General features: G+C 70.4%; 19 protein-coding genes and 1 tRNA gene. 8 read left to right on the top strand and 12 right to left on the bottom strand.

Annotation, left to right across the window (positions count from 1 at the left end; genetic code table 11):
* Together OUY22_RS21300 and OUY22_RS21295 are read left to right on the top strand one after the other, a co-directional pair.
* Positions 1-692, top strand: a 692-nt coding sequence (locus tag OUY22_RS21300) for an endonuclease/exonuclease/phosphatase family protein (protein WP_270156832.1), incomplete at its 5' end; no start/stop codon positions are given.
* Positions 693-792: 100 nt separating this feature from the next.
* A complete protein-coding gene (locus OUY22_RS21295) occupies positions 793-1113 on the top strand; it encodes a GroES family chaperonin (RefSeq protein WP_148032935.1) in 321 nt (106 codons plus the stop codon).
* An 8-nt stretch (positions 1114-1121) separates the two neighbouring features.
* Here OUY22_RS21295 and OUY22_RS21290 read toward each other — a convergent pair whose 3' ends face one another.
* Positions 1122-1598, bottom strand: coding sequence for a TIGR02611 family protein (locus tag OUY22_RS21290; RefSeq protein ID WP_270156831.1), 477 nt, complete (start codon positions 1596-1598; stop codon positions 1122-1124).
* A gap of 157 nt (positions 1599-1755) precedes the next feature.
* On the opposite strand from OUY22_RS21290, the gene OUY22_RS21285 reads away from it, so the two are divergent.
* Entirely contained in the window at positions 1756-2688 is a 933-nt protein-coding gene (locus OUY22_RS21285) for a phosphotriesterase family protein (protein WP_270156830.1), read from the top strand.
* Between the two features lie 25 nt (positions 2689-2713).
* The gene (locus tag OUY22_RS21280) at positions 2714-3304 is read left to right on the top strand and encodes an AAA family ATPase (RefSeq protein WP_270156829.1); all 591 of its coding nucleotides are present in this window, start codon (positions 2714-2716) and stop codon (positions 3302-3304) included.
* On the opposite strand, the gene OUY22_RS21275 is transcribed toward OUY22_RS21280, so the two are convergent.
* The gene (locus tag OUY22_RS21275; RefSeq protein ID WP_270156828.1) at positions 3246-3866 is read right to left on the bottom strand and encodes a TetR/AcrR family transcriptional regulator; all 621 of its coding nucleotides are present in this window, start codon (positions 3864-3866) and stop codon (positions 3246-3248) included. The two genes, OUY22_RS21280 and OUY22_RS21275, sit on opposite strands and share 59 nt — an antisense overlap.
* A gap of 49 nt (positions 3867-3915) precedes the next feature.
* On the opposite strand from OUY22_RS21275, the gene OUY22_RS21270 reads away from it, so the two are divergent.
* Positions 3916-6129, top strand: a complete 2214-nt coding sequence (locus tag OUY22_RS21270; protein WP_270156827.1) for an excinuclease ABC subunit UvrA — start codon at positions 3916-3918, stop codon at positions 6127-6129.
* Here OUY22_RS21270 and OUY22_RS21265 read toward each other — a convergent pair.
* The 3 genes from OUY22_RS21265 to OUY22_RS21255 are packed head-to-tail and all read right to left on the bottom strand — an operon-like array spanning position 6092 to position 7376.
* Positions 6092-6871: a putative hydro-lyase gene (locus tag OUY22_RS21265; RefSeq protein WP_270156826.1), complete on the bottom strand. Its 780-nt coding sequence runs from the start codon at positions 6869-6871 to the stop codon at positions 6092-6094. The two genes, OUY22_RS21270 and OUY22_RS21265, sit on opposite strands and share 38 nt — an antisense overlap.
* Before the next feature lie 44 nt (positions 6872-6915).
* On the bottom strand, positions 6916-7152 hold the full coding sequence (locus OUY22_RS21260; protein WP_270156825.1) for a hypothetical protein: 237 nt from the start codon (positions 7150-7152) through the stop codon (positions 6916-6918).
* On the bottom strand, positions 7152-7376 hold the full coding sequence (locus OUY22_RS21255; RefSeq protein ID WP_270156824.1) for a DUF6158 family protein: 225 nt from the start codon (positions 7374-7376) through the stop codon (positions 7152-7154). The genes OUY22_RS21260 and OUY22_RS21255 overlap by 1 nt, the downstream gene beginning before the upstream one ends.
* A 97-nt stretch (positions 7377-7473) precedes the next feature.
* On the opposite strand from OUY22_RS21255, the gene OUY22_RS21250 reads away from it, so the two are divergent.
* The 3 genes from OUY22_RS21250 to OUY22_RS21240 all read left to right on the top strand — a co-directional run bounded on the left by OUY22_RS21250 (position 7474) and on the right by OUY22_RS21240 (position 10339).
* Positions 7474-8406, top strand: coding sequence for a LysR family transcriptional regulator (locus tag OUY22_RS21250; protein WP_270156823.1), 933 nt, complete (start codon positions 7474-7476; stop codon positions 8404-8406).
* Between the two features lie 89 nt (positions 8407-8495).
* Positions 8496-10007 (top strand): S1 family peptidase, encoded by a 1512-nt coding sequence (locus tag OUY22_RS21245; protein WP_270156822.1) that lies wholly within the window; start codon positions 8496-8498, stop codon positions 10005-10007.
* A 255-nt stretch (positions 10008-10262) separates the two neighbouring features.
* Positions 10263-10339 (top strand) — tRNA-Ile (locus OUY22_RS21240).
* Between the two features lie 320 nt (positions 10340-10659).
* Here the strand turns inward: OUY22_RS21240 and OUY22_RS21235 are convergent.
* From OUY22_RS21235 to OUY22_RS21205, 7 genes are all read right to left on the bottom strand, one after another.
* Positions 10660-11223 (bottom strand): SLATT domain-containing protein, encoded by a 564-nt coding sequence (locus tag OUY22_RS21235; protein WP_270156821.1) that lies wholly within the window; start codon positions 11221-11223, stop codon positions 10660-10662.
* Positions 11207-12091: an SMODS domain-containing nucleotidyltransferase gene (locus OUY22_RS21230; RefSeq protein WP_270156820.1), complete on the bottom strand. Its 885-nt coding sequence runs from the start codon at positions 12089-12091 to the stop codon at positions 11207-11209. The genes OUY22_RS21235 and OUY22_RS21230 overlap by 17 nt, the downstream gene beginning before the upstream one ends.
* A 167-nt stretch (positions 12092-12258) precedes the next feature.
* The gene (locus tag OUY22_RS21225; protein WP_270156819.1) at positions 12259-13641 is read right to left on the bottom strand and encodes a tyrosine-type recombinase/integrase; all 1383 of its coding nucleotides are present in this window, start codon (positions 13639-13641) and stop codon (positions 12259-12261) included.
* Positions 13638-13826, bottom strand: coding sequence for a helix-turn-helix transcriptional regulator (locus OUY22_RS21220; protein ID WP_270156818.1), 189 nt, complete (start codon positions 13824-13826; stop codon positions 13638-13640). The genes OUY22_RS21225 and OUY22_RS21220 overlap by 4 nt, the downstream gene beginning before the upstream one ends.
* Positions 13823-15439, bottom strand: a complete 1617-nt coding sequence (locus OUY22_RS21215) for a replication initiator (RefSeq protein WP_333486760.1) — start codon at positions 15437-15439, stop codon at positions 13823-13825. The genes OUY22_RS21220 and OUY22_RS21215 overlap by 4 nt, the downstream gene beginning before the upstream one ends.
* On the bottom strand, positions 15436-15597 hold the full coding sequence (locus OUY22_RS21210) for a hypothetical protein (protein ID WP_270156816.1): 162 nt from the start codon (positions 15595-15597) through the stop codon (positions 15436-15438). Before OUY22_RS21210 ends, OUY22_RS21215 begins: the two co-directional genes overlap by 4 nt.
* Positions 15584-17023, bottom strand: coding sequence for an FtsK/SpoIIIE domain-containing protein (locus OUY22_RS21205; RefSeq protein WP_270156815.1), 1440 nt, complete (start codon positions 17021-17023; stop codon positions 15584-15586). The genes OUY22_RS21210 and OUY22_RS21205 overlap by 14 nt, the downstream gene beginning before the upstream one ends.
* Positions 17024-17055 lie beyond the last annotated feature (32 nt).

Below are 17055 nucleotides of genomic sequence, written 5' to 3'. Positions count from 1 at the left end.
CCGACGGCGGGCCGCGGGCGGGCGGGACGCCGCTGCGGGTGCTGGCGGCGAACCTGATGGTCGGGCTGGCCGACACCGGCGAGCTGATGGCCCTGGTGTCGCGGGTCCGGCCCGACGTGCTGGCGCTGCAGGAGGTGACCCCGGCCGCCCTGGAACGGCTGGAGAGGGCGGGGCTGCGGGAGACGCTGCCGCACGCCGTCACCCGGCCCAGGCCGGGAGCCGGCGGCTCGGCGCTGTACGCGCGGCACCCGCTGACCCCCGGCGAGGCGATCGAACACGGGCGGTTCGGCCAGGTCCGCGCGGAGCTGGCGCATCCGGGCGGGGCGCGGGTGGAGGTGGTGTCCGTGCACCCGTGCCCGCCCAAGCGGTACGGGCCGCAGCCCTGCTGGCGGAGCGGCCTGGAGGCGCTGCCGCGGGCCGGCGGGCCGCCGCGGGTCCTGGCCGGCGACTTCAACGCCACGCTCGACCATCTGCTCATGCGGGAGCTGCTGGACAGCGGCTACCGGGACGCCGCCGAGGTCACCGGCCAGGGCCTGCGCGCCACCTGGCCGCAGGGCGGCTGGGGGCCGGTCCCCGGTGTCGCCATCGACCACGTGCTGGCTGACAGCCGCCTCGGCGTCCGCTCCTTCTCCGTGCACGGCCTCAAGGGCACCGATCACCACCCGGTTTCGGCCGTACTGACCCTCCCGTGACCCTCCCCCGGCCTTCTCCCGACCACCTCCCGACCACCGCGCCGCCCGCCCGTTTCCGGCGGGGGAGTGATCCTTACCCGGCAGAACGTAAACTTGGCACGTGGAAGAGCCGAAGTTCGAGATTCAGATGCTGCACGATCGGGTGATGATCCGGCTGGAGCGCGACACCGAGGAGCGCCGCAGCGGCTCGGGCATCGTCATCCCGGCGACGGTGAAGATGGCCAACCGGCTCGCCTGGGGCGAGGTCTGCGGTGTCGGCGCGAACGTCCGCTCGGTCCGGGTCGGCGACAAGGTGCTGCTCAACCCCGAGGACCAGTTCGAGGTGGAGTTGCACGCGCAGACCTACCTCGTGATGCGCGAGCGCGACCTGCACGCGGTGGCCACCCAGGAGACCGACCACGGCACGGGCCTCTACCTCTGAGGCCCGCCTCAGGAGCCGGTCGCGTTCCAGTACACGAGGAACTGCTCGGCCAGGCCGATGACGTCCACCCCGACGGTGCGCAGGCCGACGTAGATGATCACGCCCATGGCGCACAGGGTCACGATCAGCACGATGATCCGCACCGTCCAGCCCTGCCGCTTGTACCACTCGGTCCAGGCGTGCAGGGTGCGTCTGCCGAATCCCAGCAGCTTGTGCGCCCAGTGGAACTCGGTGGCCAGGACCGCCAGCCCGCCGAACACGACGAGCCAGCCGGGGCCGGGGAACGGCACCATGATCAGGCCGCCGACCACCATCAGGCCGCCGATCACGCCGATCACGATCTTCAGCGTGAGCGCGCCGGTGCGCGTCGCGCGGATGCCGTCGAGCCGGCCCTTGAGGCCACGACGGCGCGGGATGCTGGAGTGGCGCGCGGCCTCTTCCTTCATGAGGTCGGCGTCCCCCGTCTCGGATCTCTGCGTCGGCACGGTCCCCCCGGACAGTCGGTTAGGTCACCAGGATACGGCTCGACCCCCCGACGTGAGCGGTCAAATGTGGACTACGCCCGGAAGATCCCCAAACCCGTCAAACGGTAAAATAGATGACAAAGTAGGAAATTTCGGTCTGGTTCGCATACTGTAAAGCATGCCCGAGGTCATGCTCCGCACCATCTCCGGCCCCGTTCGCGTGGCCGCGATCACCGGTGCCGTACTCCCCCACGAACACCTCCGCACCGACACGCGCTGGGCGGTGGGCATCGATTCCGACCCGTACCGCTGGCTGGACGAGGAGCGGGCCGTCATCGCGGAGCTGCGCGAGCTCCGCGAGCTGCGCGCCTGCGACGACCCGCTCGGCCTGGTGGTGGAGCTGACCTCGCTGGGGGCCGGCCGCGACGCCGGCGCGCTGGCCAGGATCGCCGCCGGCAGCCGCGTCCCGGTGATCGCCGCGACGGGCCTGTCCACCGAGCCGTTCTCCGGGCACCTTCCGGGCGTCCGCGACGCCGACGTCGACACCCTCACCGGCCTGCTCATGGCCGACATCCTCAACGGCATGGACGACACCGGCGTGTTCCCCGGCGTGATCGGCGAGGTCGGCTGCTGGGGCCCGCGGCCCACCCCGGCCGAGGAGCGCGCCCTGATGGCCGCCGCCCGCGCCGCGCTGAGCTCCCGCCTGTCGGTGGCCACCTACGGCCAGGACGCCCTGGCCATGCTGGAACTGCTGATGATCGAGGGCCTGCCGCCCTCCCGCGTCTCCGTCGGCTACGCCGGCGCCGACCCGGCCGCTGCCCGCAAGATCGCCGAGTCCGGCGCGTACGTGAGCCTTGGCTCGACCGGCATGGGCGCCGAGCGGGCGGCGGCCGTCGCGCTGGACCTCATCGGCGAGGGTCACGCGGCGCGCCTGCTGCTCAGCAGCGGCGTCAGCCGGGTCGCGCAGCTGCGCGCCTACGGCGGCGCGGGGTACGGGCACCTGCCGGCCGAGGTCCTGCCCAGGCTGCGCGCGGCCGGGGTCGCCGCCGAGACGATCCGCGCGATCACCCACGACAACCCGCTGCGCTGGCTGACCGATGGCATGGGCTGACCCCCCGCCTGACAGACTGGTGCCCATGATCTGGGTCGTCAGCGGCCCGCCGGGCGCGGGCAAGTCCACGGTCGCCGCCGCGCTGCTCGCCCGCCTGTCGCCGGTGCCCGCCCTGCTCGACAAGGACACCCTGTACGGCGGGCTGGTCGCCGAGGTGCTGGCCGCCCACGGCAGGGAGCACGGCGAGCGCGAGGGCGCGTGGTACGACGAGCACGTCAAACGCCACGAATACGCCGGCATGACCGCGACGGCCCGCCAGATCCGTGAGCACGGCTGCCCCGTCCTGCTCGACGGCCCGTTCACCGGCCAGGTGCACGACGCGGCGCGCTGGGAGCGCTGGGTGGCGGAGCTGGGCGGGCCGCCGGTGCGGCTGGTGTGGGTGCGCTCCGACGCCGCGACGCTGCGCGAGCGGCTGACGGCCAGAGGGCTGCCCAGGGACGCGGGCAAGCTGGCGGCGTTCGGCGCGTACCTGGACCGGATCAAGGTGGACGAGCCGCCCGCGGTGCCGCATCTGGAGATCGACAACCGGCGTGGGGCGTCCCCGCTGGGGGCGCAGCTCACCGCGGCGGGTATAGCGCCACGAGCACTCCGGGCAGGCGGGCCACCCACCGGGTGAACCGCCCTTCCTCGAACGCGGCGTCCGGCTCGTTGGAGAGCTGCTGCGACAGCAGGCCGGCGATCAGGCTGGAGCCCAGGGCCTGGCCCTCCTCGCTCGCGGCGTCCGGGTGCAGCTCGCCGCGCTCGATCGCCGCCGCCGTCAGCGCGGTGAAGTGATCGTGGACGGCCAGGGCGGGCGCGTACGCCCGCGCGGAGGGCTCGAAGCCGGGCACCGGCCGCCAGAACATGAGCTGGGCCAGCGCCTGGTTGGCCATCACCCACCGCGCGCCGGCCTCCAGCGAGGCGGCCATCGCCGCCAGGCCGGGCTCCCGGCCCGCCGCGCCGCGCCGCACCGCCTCCAGGTAGGCCCGCTGGCCGCGCTCGAACAGCGCGTCGTAGACGGCGTGCCGGGACGGGAAGTACTTGTAGAGCGACGGCGGCCGGATGCCGAGCCGCCTGGCCGCGGCCGACAGGCTCAGCCCGGCCACGCCCTCCTCGGCCATCAGATCGAGGGCGAGGTCCAGGATCTCCTCCAGCGTCTGCGCCCGCCGGCGGGCCCTCCGATCGGAAGTGTCAGCCATGACATGTAGCTTAGGCTATAGGTAGTAGCCAAAGCTATGGAGGAGTGCCATGTCTGACGAGATCGTGCTCACCGGCCTCCGGCAGAACAACCTGCGCGACGTCTCCCTGCGGCTGCCCAAGGGCAGGCTGATCGTGTTCACCGGGGTGTCGGGCTCCGGCAAGTCGTCGGTGGTGTTCGAGACCATCGCGGCCGAGTCCCAGCGACAGCTCAACGAGACCTACAGCGCGTTCATCAGGAACCGGCTGCCCAAGCACGAGCGCCCGCGTGCCGAGCGGCTGGCCGGGCTGACCCCCGCGGTGGTCGTCGACCAGCGCCCGGTGGGCGGCAACGCGCGCTCCACGGTCGGCACGATGACCGAGGTCCACCCGATGCTGCGGGTGCTGTTCTCACGGCGCGGCGAGCCCTCGGCGGGCCCGGCGACGGCCTACTCGTTCAACGACCCGGCGGGCATGTGCCCGGAGTGCGACGGCCTGGGGCGGAAGGTGGAGGTCGACGTCGACCGGCTGATCGACCCCGGCCTGTCGCTGGCGGAGGGCGCCCTGCGGCCGTACGCGGTCGGCGGCTACGTGTGGGGCCTCTACGCCGGTTCGGGGCTGTTCGACCCGGACAAGCCGCTGCGCGACTACACCGGACGGGAGCTCGACCTGCTGCTGTACGGGAGCGGCCGCAAGGTCAGGCGGGACGGCCGCACCCACGACTACGAGGGCGTGATCACCCGGTTCGGCCGCGTCCACCTCCACCGCGACGTCGAGTCGCTCGACCCGGCCGCCCGGGAGGTGGTGCGCGAGCGCGCCTGCCCGGCGTGCGGCGGCCGGCGGCTCAACGCGGCGGCGCTGGCCTCCCGCATCCGCGGACGCAACCTGGCCGACCTGTGCGCGATGGAGATCGCCGACCTGATCGGGGTGCTGGCGGAGCTGGCCGACCCGGTCGCGGACGCGGCGGTGGAGGCGCTGCGCCGCATCGACGCGATCGGGCTCGGCTACCTCAGCCTGGACAGGGAGACGCCGACGCTGTCCGGCGGCGAGGCCCAGCGCCTGAAGACCGTGCGCCACCTGGGCAGCAGTCTCACCGGTCTGACGTACATCTTCGACGAGCCCAGCGTCGGCCTGCACCCGCGCGACGTGCACCTGCTCGGCGACCTGCTGCTGGAGCTGCGCGACAAGGGCAACACGGTGATCGTGGTGGAGCACGACCGCGACGTGATCGCGCTCGCCGACCACGTGGTGGACCTGGGTCCCGGCGCGGGCGCCGACGGCGGGCGGGTGGTCTACCAGGGCCCGGTGGCCGGGCTCGGCGACACGGTGACCGGCCGCGCGCTGCGGCGGGCGCGCGGGGTGAAGGAGCGGGTGCGCGCGCCCGCCGGGTGGCTGACGGTCGACGGCGCCCGCGCCCACAACCTGCGGGAGGTGACGGTCCGGGTGCCGTTGGGCGTGCTGACGGCGGTGACCGGGGTGGCCGGCTCGGGCAAGAGCACGCTGACGACCCGCGAGCTGCCCGCCCGCCACCCGGGGGTGGTGCTGATCGACCAGTCTGCCCTGCACGCCTCGGCCCGTTCGACGCTCGCCACCTACCTCGGGGCGATGGACCGGCTACGCAGGCTGTTCGCGGCCGCGCACGGGGTGCCGGTCAAGCTGTTCAGCTCCAACTCGGCGGGCGCCTGCCCCGAGTGCCGGGGGCGCGGCGAGATCAAGACCGACCTGGCCTTCATGGACCCGGTGACCCGGACCTGCGACGCCTGCGGCGGCGCCCGCTACAACCCCGAGGCGCTCTCCTACCGCCTGGCCGGGCGGACCATCGCCGACGTGCTGGCCCTGACCGCGGTCGAGGCGGCGCACGACTACGACCTGCCCGGCCTCGACCGGCTGGGCGAGCTGGGGCTGGGCCACCTGACGCTGGGGCGTTCGCTCACCACGCTGTCGGGCGGCGAGCGGCAGCGGCTCAAGCTGGCGCACCGGCTGCACGAGACCGGTCACGTGTACGTGTTCGACGAGCCGACCACGGGCCTGCACCCGGCCGACGTCGACCGGCTGCTGGCGCTGCTCGACCGGCTGGTCGACGGGGGCAACACGGTGATCGTGGCCGAGCACGACCTCGACGTGGTCAAGCACGCCGACTGGGTGATCGACCTGGGCCCCGAGGCGGGGCGGCACGGGGGGCGGGTGGTGTTCGAGGGCACCCCGGCGGCACTGGCCGAAGCCTCCACCCATACTGCGAAATATCTCGCTAAGTCGCTCGATAGTCCTCGTCCCGCGCGTCGATGATCGCCATGTGCCCCGGCAGGTGCCCGATCGCGAACTCCACCCCGCTCGCCATCACCGCCGCCTGCGGCGTCACCCCGCACGCCCAGAACAGCGGCACCTCCCCCGCCCGCACCTCCACCGGGTCGCCGAAGTCGGGCCGGCCCAGGTCGGCGATGCCCAGCTCGGCCGGGTCGCCGGCGTGCACGGGCGCGCCGTGCACCATCGGATAGCGCCCGCTCACCTCGACCGCGGTCGCCACCAGCGCCTCCGGCACCGGCCGCATCGACACCACGAGCGGCCCCGACAGCGGGCCCGACGGCTCGCACGGCACGTCCGTCCGGTACATCGGCACGTTCACGCCCTGCTCCAGGTGCCGGATCGGCACCCCTGCCGCCAGCAGCGCCCGCTCGAAGGTGAAGCTGCACCCGAGCAGGAACGGCACCAGGTCCGCCCGCCACTCGGCCACCACGTCGCCGGCGTCGGCGACGGCCAGGCCGTCCCGGTAGATCCGGTAGCCGGGCAGGTCGGTGCGCAGGTCACCGGGGAACAGCCGGGTGCTCACCGCACCCGGCTCACCCACGTCGAGCAGCGGGCACGCCCGCGCGTTGCGGTGCGCGAACAGCAGCAGGTCGTAGGCGAGCTCCTCGGGGACGGCGATCAGGTTCGCCTGGGTCCAGCCCCCGCACCAGCCCGCCGTCGGCACGCGCTCCCCGGCGCGGAAGCGCGCACGCGCCTGCGCGGGGGTCAGGTCTGCGACGTCCACCCCTCGACAGTACGCGTCAGAAGCCGGACCGTCCCGCCGCAGGATCAGCGCCAGACGCCGAAGGTGTGCTGACCGAGCCCGAACCCCTGGTCGGTGGGCCGCACGTACCTCTGGCCGATCAGGCGTTCGAGGCTCTCCCGTACCTCCTCGGCGGGCAGCCCGGTGCTGTGCACCAGGGCGTCCAGGCCGACCGAGCCGTGCTCGCCGGCCCCGCCGGCGACGGCCTCGTACACGTGGACGTCGGCGTCGGACAGTGCCTGCACGTCGTGTTCCGGTTCCATCAGCGTTCCCTCGCCCCCTCGCGCAGCCGGTTCGGGTCCACCTCGCGCTCCGGGTAGCGGCGCAGGTATTCGGACTCCAGCTGGTTGGTCCGCGAGGTGTGGCGGGCCAGCGCGTCGTCGGAGCCGTGCAGGAAGGCGTCGGTTCGGGTGGTGTGCAGTTGCCGCAGCTCACGGAGCAGGTCTTCGTCGCTCAGCTGGGCCGGATCGATTCCCATCATCGTCATGGGCCTGCCCCTACCCCAGAACGCGCTCGACAATATCTGTCATAATTCCTGACACATAGGCATTGTTTGGGAGATTAGACCGCCTTACCGTCCCGTTATGGACCTCGAGCTCAGGCACCTCAAGATCGTCCGCGCTGTCGCGGACGCCGGAAGTGTCAGCAAGGCCGCTTCCATGCTCGGGTTGGCCCAGCCCGCCCTCACCGCCCAGCTCAAGCGCATCGAGCGGATGCTCGGCGGCGCGCTCTTCGAGCGCGACCGGCACGGAGCCCGCCCCACCCGGCTGGGCGAACTGGTGCTCGCCCGCGCCCGGGTACTCCTGCCCGCCGCCAAGGAACTGCAGGAGGAGGCGGTACGGTTCGCGCACGCCCCCTCCGCCGGCTACCGGATCGGCGCCACCAACGGCCCGGTACTCGGCGGCCTCGTGCACCGCCTGGCCGCCGAACGCCAGGTCACCACCTACACCAGCTGGTCGGCGCACGAGCTGACCACCATGGTCGAACTGGGCCGCCTCGACTACGTGCTGACCGGCGCCTGCGGCGACAACGGCACCCCCGCCGGCACGCTGACCTGGGAGACGATCAGCATCGACCCGGTCTTCACCCTGCTCTCCGAGCACCACCCGCTCGCCGTGGAGAAGGAGGTGGAACTGGCCGACCTGGCCGCCGCGCAGTGGGCCGTCACCCCCGGCGACGGCTGTTTCACCGACTGCTTCGCCATGGCGTGCGCGCGGGCCGGCTTCACGCCCGGCACCATCTACGAGACCGACGTGGCCACCTGCGTGCACCTGGCCGCCGTCGGCCGCGCGGTGGTGCTCTGCCAGGCCACCCACCAGCCAGCGGCCGGCATGGTGGTGGTGCCGCTGAAGAACGCGCCGCTGCGCTGGCGCCAGCTCCTCGGCCGCCACACCGCCGCACCCGACGCCGCGTGGGTGCTGCTCCAGGCCAAACAGGCGCACCGGGAGGCGGTACGGCGCAGCCCCATCTACCACGACTGGCTGGCACGCAACCCCGGGTTCGGCACCACGCCATAACACCGTGGTAGGGCCGAACCGGTACTCCTCGGCCTCGGGCCATCCACATACGGTGACGGCACCCCCCAGCCACAGCGAGGAGACAACCCATGCTCCGGACTCCGGCCACGATCGCCATCGCGATCGGCGCGTTAGTCATGACGGCCACCCCGGCCGTCGCCACCGCCACCACCCCGACCGACAAGGCCGCCACGACCGCCACGACCGCCCAGGTCATCCAGGCCGCCACGGCGGAACCCCCGAAGGGCGTGATCGACGCCCTCGAACGCGACCTCGGCATCAGCGAGAAGCAGGCCGTCGCGAGGATGTCCAACGAGGCCCGCGGCAACCAGGCCGCGCCCGGCCTGGCCAAGCAGCTCGGCGACCGCTACGCCGGAACCTGGTTCGAAGGCGCGGAGAGCAAGCTGGTCGCCGCCAGCGTGAACCAGGCCGACACCGCCGCGATCAAGAAGGCGGGCGCCGAACCCCGCATCGTGTCCCGTACCCTCGCCCAGCTCACCGCCGTGAAGGAGGGCCTGGACAAGACGGCGCCGCCGGACACCGTGCACAGCTGGTCGGTCTCCCCCGCCGACAACGCGGTCGTCGTCCAGGCCGCCGACCAGGACGCCGCCCTGTCCTGGGCGAAGAGCGCCGGCGTGGACGCCGGAGCCGTCAAGGTCGCCGCGTCGGCCGACCGGCCGAAGCCCTTCTACGAGATCCGCGGCGGCGACGCCTACTACATCTCGTCCTCGCGCTGCTCCGTCGGGTTCGCCGCCCGGCGCGGCACCCAGCTCGGCTTCACCACCGCCGGCCACTGCGGCTCCACCGGCGCTTCCACCACCGGCTACAACCGCGCGGCGCAGGGCACCTTCCAGATCTCCTCGTTCCCCGGCAACGACTACGCCTGGGTCGCCACGAACGCCGACTGGACCGCCGCCGGCGTGGTCAACGGCTACTCGGCCGGCATCCTGCCGGTGCGCGGCGCGACCGTCACCCAGCCCGGCGGCGCCGTGTGCCGCTCCGGCTCCACCACCCAGTGGCGCTGCGGCACCGTCCAGGCGCTCAACAGCACCGTGAACTACCCGCAGGGCACCGTCTCCGGCCTCACCCGCACCTCGGCCTGCGCCGAGCCCGGCGACTCCGGCGGCTCCTTCATCTCCGGCGACCAGGCCCAGGGCATGACCTCCGGCGGCTCCGGCAACTGCAGCGTCGGCGGCACCACGTACTTCCAGCCCATCGGCGAGATCATCTCCGTGGGCGGCCTGACCCTGGTGACCAGCGACGGCGGCGGCGACCCCGACCCGCCCACCAGCTGCCAGAACTACCAGTCCACCCACACCGGCTCCCTGTCCTCCGGCCAGAGCGCCTACCAGCCGAACGGCTCGTACTACCAGACCACGACGTCGGGCACCCACGCCGGCTGCCTGGACGCCCCTGACGGCACCGACTTCGACCTCTACCTCCAGCGGTGGAACGGCCTCTCCTGGAGCACCGTCGCCCAGGGCATCACGCCCGGCGCCGACGAAACCGTCAGCTACAACGGCAGCGCCGGCTACTACCGCTACCGCGTGCACGCCTACAGCGGCTCCGGCTCGTACACCCTGGGCTTCAACCGGCCCTGAATCTCACCCGGGACGTCGCTGGAACGGAGCTCCGAGCAGCTCCACCAGCGGCGTCCCGCCCGCCTGCCCGGCGGTCGTCCACCGTCGTCTCGTGGATCAGCCAGGACCGGCCTGCCCGATCACGTCCGCCCTGGGAAGAATGATCGTCCCCATCTCCACGAACGGGTCCCGACGTGGAATGATGTGCGAGGCATCAGACTGGGGCGGGGGCGCTCACCATGCCTTAGCCTTGTCGATGCGCACAACTGAATCCCAGGGGCGGTAGCTCAGCCGGTCAGAGCATCGGACTCATAATCCGTGGGTCGTGGGTTCAAGTCCCACCCGCCCTACCACGTACGACCAGCCATCCGCGGTCTCACCTGCGGTTTCATGGTCGATCACGCTTGTCCGGACATGCAGCCGACAGCCGCCGGAAGCAGCCATATGCCACTGCTCGCGGAACATACGCGGAATGCTCACGGCCTCGTTTCCCCAGGTGGGGCCAGCGGTTTCGGAGCGCGCTACCGCAACCCTGACTCCGTCCGAGGCCGGCATGCCGCCAGCCAGCTCGGCTCCCAGGCGCTCCGCGACGACGCGATCATCAGGATCCCCGGCCCAGCCTCAGGACGATAAGCCGCTCGTCGATCCCATCGACACCGATCCTCATGCAGGCTCAATCAAGCCGTAGCGCATCAGGAAGGAACCGGTTGAGCTCCTCATTGCTGAAGGTCATGTCCTCATTGATCTGCAGGGCCCTCTGAGCAGCCCGGTACGCCTTACTGGAGGTGTCGGGAGCGAGGCGGTAGATGTACTTAAGCTCCTCAAGCAATTCGTCCCTGCGGCGCGGGATATCTACCGACCGCGGGTCGGTCTGTATATCCGTAAGCAGGTGGATGTACTTCTCACGGACGTACCAAAGCTCCTTGGCCACAGCACGATGCTGTTCGGCGGTCTTCTCAGGGTTGAAGCTCAGCTGAAAGATCGTAAAAGCGAACGCCGCCGCGGAAACGACACTGCTGACGTAAAGGAGGGTTCGCTGATCCGTGATTACCGACGTCAACAGTGTTCCCGACGTCAACGTGACCAGGACGATATTGATCCATTTCGCCCGCTCAGCTCTGGCGGACTCGATCTCGCGGGCCTTCTCATGAGTCTTATGGGAGTAGACGACCCGGCCAAAGCTCTCCCGGATCGCCTGGATGTTCGCCGCCTGGGAGAATTCAGTGCTGGAACTCATACTGGTTCCCGAAGATCTTGCGCCATTCGACGGCGGCATCAGCATCTTTGCCATCCCGCTCGTACTCACACGCCTTGGCGGCCCTTGCATAGGCGCTCTGAGCCTTGCTCAACCAGGCGTCACCGTAGTGCTTCTTCTCGTTGGTCCCAGGGATGGTGTGCCAGGCGTTCGCCTTGCCGATCAACTCGCCGAAGAAGTCCCGGACCATCCAGTCGTAGTAGTGGCTGGACTCCTTGGCGTACTTCCACCTGGACAGGAAATTCACGCTTCGGAACTCTAGAACCAAGGACTTGATGGGTACCGAGCACTGCGTCTGCCAAACCTTCATCATCATGATGAGGTTACGTGTGTTGCCCCGACTCCGAGCGTCAGAATCCTCCACGAACTTGATCTCCGCGTCATGGTCCACCTGCCGCCAAGTACCGCCATCGTGGGTGTCGGGTACCAGAAGTCCTCCGCCCTCCGCCCGCCAGGCAGGCAGGACCTCGACCTTGTGACCTGTAGAGAAATCAATGACGACCACCTGCCCGTCGCCCCCAATTTCCCTGGTGTTGGGGAAGCGCTGCCGGAACAGACCCTTGACCTCCTGCAAGAGGGCCGACTGTCCGTTGAAACTGTAAGCGTTGAAGCGGTGGTAGACAGCAGGCGGCATGAAGAAGAGCACGTCAATGTCCCGGGGCGGGCGCACGGCGGTCCCCTTGCCGTACGAGCCTATGATCATTCTTGAGGCATCGGAGTACGGGGTGCCGAAGTAGTACCCCTGCAGCTTCCTGGCGATGGCATTCGCGCTCGTTATCGCGGCGGTCTGCTGGAGTGGTGTCGCCTTGATGTTCTGCAGGAATTTGTCGAACCTACTCGCCGTACTCATAGCCCCTCCCCTTGGTTGAAGTCGAGAGTACTTGGTGGCTCCGACAAACTCAGCCTGGACAACTTGGCCCAGCTTGCGGAGGACATGCTCAGCTGAGCGGTACCGTGCCCGCACGCTAGAAGGACCCCGAGGCATCTCCCGGGGTCCTGCCATTTGCTTTGGGCACCTCACACGGCGAGCGCTTCCAAGATCCTGCGGTTGGCCATCTCGCGTTGCCCCTCGATGCACTTGGCGTAGACCCTGAGCATCACGTCGACGCCGTGCCCGGCCCGCTCCGCGGCTTCCGGTGCGTGGACCCCCGCGTTGAGCCACAACGACACGGCCGCATGCCGCAGGTCGTACGGCCGAGCCGCCAGGGGCGAGGCGACCACCTCCGGAGGGAACGCGTAGCCCCTCGCCTCCTTCCAGACCTTCGAGACTGTCGAGCCGGAGAACGCCTTGCCGCTCGCGGTCCGAAACAGGCGCCCGTCCTCGGCGACGCCGTGCGTCTTGATGTGATCGCGCAGGATCGCCACCAGCTCCGGCGGGATGGGAACCGGCCGCGTCTCTTTCTTCTCCCGATGCTTCAGGCCGCGCTCGTCGTGGGTCTCCCCCGAGTCGGTGTAGCGCTTGCTGCTCTCCGGCCGGGTCTTGGCCAGGGTGAGCAGTCCCCAGCCCTTTTCGGGCAGGTGGCAGTCCTTCTCCCGGAGGCCGGCGGCCTCACCTGGACGCAGGCCGCCGAAGTACATGGCCGCGAACATCGCCATCATCATCGGCCCGCGCGTCCGGCCGACGTAGGTAACGGCCGTCAGCAGTTGCCGCGCCTGACGAGGGTTGACGACCGAGCGCCGATCGACCTCCCCGCCCGGCTTGGCCCTGCGCAGCTTCACCCGATGGAGCGGATTTGCCGAAAGCTCTTCCCGCTCAACCGCGTACTCCAAGGCGTGATGGAACACGGCCCGCTTGCGCCGGTACGTCGAGGTGGCCGCCGCCTTACCGTCGAGGAGCAGCGCCAGGGCTTCCAGGGCCGCTCGTGCGTGCTTCGCGTCCTCTAAGGCGGTCAGGGGAAGCGAGGCCGCTTCCAACCAACGCATGGCCGCCGTGACCTCCTGCGTGGGAGCCGGGCGACGCTCCACCGGCAGGAACGCGAAGTGCCGCAGGGCTCGGCGAAGGACCTCGTCGTCAGGACGGCCGGGATGCTCCTTGGTGAGCACGAGCGTGACGCTCGTCAGCGCGTCCGTCATGCCCTCGCGGGATTTGGCCGCCGCGTGCGGCCACCAGGCGTGGACGTAGTCGACCGCGAAGGCGTACCAGGTGCGCACATCCTTCGCCTTCATCATCGAGGCCGGGAGGCCGCTCTCCAGGTCGAAGGACTCCCCCTTCTTAGCCGCCTGCCGTAGGTCCGAGAGGAAGCTCTCGGCGAGGCCCTTGGTCTTGAAAGTCACAGACTTCTCGCTCGGGCCGACGGTCCAACGCACAGTGTGGGAGACAATGCGGCGCTTCTTGCCCTCCCCCTGGGCGCGGGTGTTGGTGCGAATCTCCCAGAACTTGACCTTGTACGAGGAGGTCACGCCACCTCCCGCAGCGACTCAAGCCAGGTGGCGAACTCGCTCCGGTAGATGCGGATCTCACCGTTCGGGAGCTTGAAGCCCTCGGGGGCCTTACCGACCTCCCGCCAGCGATAGAAGGTCCGGGCGGACACGCCGAGTTCGTCGAGGATCTCGGGGACCGTCATCAGCTTGTCGTCCTTCTTCACGCCGCCCTCCCTTCAGTTGCCGAAGAATCTTGGCCGTCTGCCTCGGCTTGGAGCCGGTCGAGGTGGTTGCGCCAGCGCTGGCGCTCGTGCACCGAGCGCAGGAGCCGCACACCGATCGGGGCCAGGTCGGGATCACCGGGTTTGACCGGCCGCCAGATGTAGCGGTGGGGGTCGACCGGCTCGTCTGGCAGGCCGAGGGCTTCCAGGACCCAGGTGCGGCGGTCCTGCTTGTGCTCGGTCAGGGTCTTGTTAGACCACTTCCTTGAAACCAGGACGCGCCGCCCCGCGTAGCCGAGGTGATCGGGCTTGTGCGCCTTGCCTCTGCACCGGCCCGGGGCCATGCCGGGCTTGGCGCCCTTCGGCTGGATGCCGTACCGCAGCCAGTTCGGGCAGGCCGGCGAGCACGGCTCAAACCGCAACGCCTCCAGCAGCCGTTCGGCATGAGCCTTCCGACGAGGGTCGTCGGTGCCGAGGGCGTCCCCGAGGGACTTGGTCAGGTACTTCGACAGGTACTGGATGAGCTGGTCGGCGTCCGAGGTCCCGGCGAGCACGCTCTGAATGTCGAGCTGATCGCCGAACCGGAGCACGTGCAGGGGTTCGGCGTCCTCGTCGGCATCGAGCCGGTCTAGAGCCTGCTCCCAGGTCGGCAGCACTTCCCCCGTGGTCGGGTCGAGGTAGCCGGCCCCGTCCTCCCAGACCGGCAGGTGCTCACCCTCGAAACGCACGACATCCGACGATGGCCACCACACCTGGTGATACGTGGCCGCGATGATCTGCCGCAGCTCAGCACGGGGCAGGGTGCCGCGGATCGCCATGTGCAGATGCGGAGCGAGCCGCTTCTGAGGCTCGACGGTGGCGAAGTACTGCACGTCATAGCCCGCCACACGACGGAGGTTCTGCACGAAGCGGTCCACGAGCTTGGAGAAGTGCAGGGCGTCGCGGGCCGCCCGCGTGTAGTCGTACCGGTCCGGGTCGAGGGGCGCACCCTCGAACACCCGCCCGTAGGAGGGCAGGGTGAGCGTGACGAACATCGAGGGCCGGTAGGTCTTGCCGTCCGAGCCGGTGAAGGTCCGCCCGAGCGTGGTCTTGGTCATCTGCCGCTTGGGCAGGTCCGGGGCGTCCTGCCGCCGCTTCGTTGACCTCGTGCGCTTGCCGGAGGTGCGGCCGAGGACGTTGCCGCGCATGCCCGCAGCGTTGATCTCCTCGTCCAGCTCCACGATCGCGGCGTCCAGGTCGGTGGTGTCGCCGCCGGCCTTTTCCACCTCGTCCCGCCAGGCTTGGGCGTCGGCCCGCAGCTCGACGAGGTGGCGCTGGTAGTCGTCGGCGTTGTCGGGCAGGTTGACCGGCTCGTGGTCGAGGTGCCAGCCTTCCCGGCACTGCGCCCGCCGGAGCTGCCGGTTGCGCTTGGCGCACGGCGGGCACTTGCTCTCCAGGGTCGCCCCGCACGGCACATCGATCACGTCGGTTTGGCCGGTGAGGATGTCCTGCCGCCGCAGCGGCACCGGCCGGATGCACACGCCGTACTGCTTGGCGATCTCCTCGACGACGTCCCGGGCGAGTGGCATCGCCATCCGCACGGCGCGAGGTGTGGCCCTGTCGTTGGTGGCTGTCATTGGTCACCGCCGGAGGGCTCGGCGATCACGGTTGCCTTCTCGCCGCACTCGCGGCACTCGATGACGCCCCGGATGGGGTAGAGCCACAGCGCGTTGCGGGTGCCGCAGGCCGCGCAGGTGAGCTCGTCGAGAAGGTGGGAGATTTCAACCACGGGCATGCGCCCCCGCCCTACTGGTCGAGAAGGTGGCGACCATGGCGCGGATGTCCTCGTCGGAGACGTAGGCCGCGCGCACGCGGATCGGGTCGGGTGAGGTTTCGAGCCGGACGTAGCCGATGCCCGCGCCGAGTTCGGGAACCGGTGAGATGTGGTCGGCGAGGGCTCCACGGTCGCGTGCGCCGTCGCCGAGGACCATGTCCACCTGTTCGCTCTCGTCGAGCCGGAGCGCGATCTTGTCGGGGAACAGGTTGCGGATGTTCATAACCTCCTTGCGGGGGTCCTGCAGTGCGGCCATGACGCCGACCCCGACCGCGCGGCCCTGGGTGGTGAGCGTGGCGAGGGCCGCTTTGGTCCGCTCGCGTAGGTGCTTGTCGGACTGGTAGGCGGTCAGGAAGGCGACCTCGTCGACGACGACCAGGACGAAGGGGTCCGCCATGGTGGGGGTGTGGGAGCGCTGGTTGCCGCCGAATCGGTCGGCCCGCTCCTGCATGACCGAGACGGCGGCCTCCAGCAGGTCGGCGCATTCGGCGGGGGTGGCGGCGTAGCGGAGGCCGAACAGTGCCCGGCCGAAGGACAGCTCCATCCGCTTGGGGTCGAGCGCCCACACCTGCACCAGGCCCGCCCGCATCGCGGGAAGCAGGCCGCGGATGGCGCTCCACAGGTAGGAGCCTTTACCGGCCCCGGTGGCGCCCGCGATCAGCACATGCGTGCCGTGGACCTTGAGCCGGTACGGCGTGCCGTCCTCGCACCGGCCGATCTCGACCGGCCCCACCGAAGGCTCCTCGGGGATGGGGACGGCCGGCAACGACTCGGCGAGGGGGTCATGCCGGGGCAGGGTCAGCACGAGCAGACCAGCTCGCGCGATCGCCACCCGGCAACTTCGAGCGCCGAAGCCGTGGGCGAGGTGGTCGGCCCGGTCGGTCCAGTCCTTGACCGCCTGCCCGCCCAGCATCTTCACGGTCACCAGGTCGGCCCACGAGGTACACCGCACCTTGACCAGGCGGGGCAGGTAGTCCCGGCCGCGCAGGTGACGGCCGAGACCGGAGACGATCATCACGGGTTGCCAGTGCCGCCGGTAGACCCAGACCAGGCGCCACCAGGCCAGCAGCGGCCAGCCGACCACGCGCAGGAACGAGTCCCGCTCCAGCAGCACCCACGACAGGCCCACCGAGGGAAGGAAGCCGGTCATGACCAGGGCGACGCGCCAGCCGTAGGTCAGCGTGACGACGGCGGGGGCCACGGCGGCGGTGCAGGCGATCGGGTGCCGCCAGAGCATCCGGATCAGCCCGCGCAGCAGGCGGGCCAGCCAGATCACGATGGTGACGATGGCGGGGGTTTGCATGACGGCCGGGCGGAAGACGACGGCCGTGTCCGGAGTGGTGGAGACGAGGTTACGTGCCTCGTCTCCGGGCAGTCTTCTCAGCATTAGGCTGGAGTCCTCTCAAGCATTGGCGTGCG

This window comes from Nonomuraea corallina (assembly GCF_027620315.1).
Lineage (GTDB): Bacteria > Actinomycetota > Actinomycetes > Streptosporangiales > Streptosporangiaceae > Nonomuraea > Nonomuraea corallina.
This window is presented reverse-complemented; position numbering and strand designations above follow the sequence as displayed.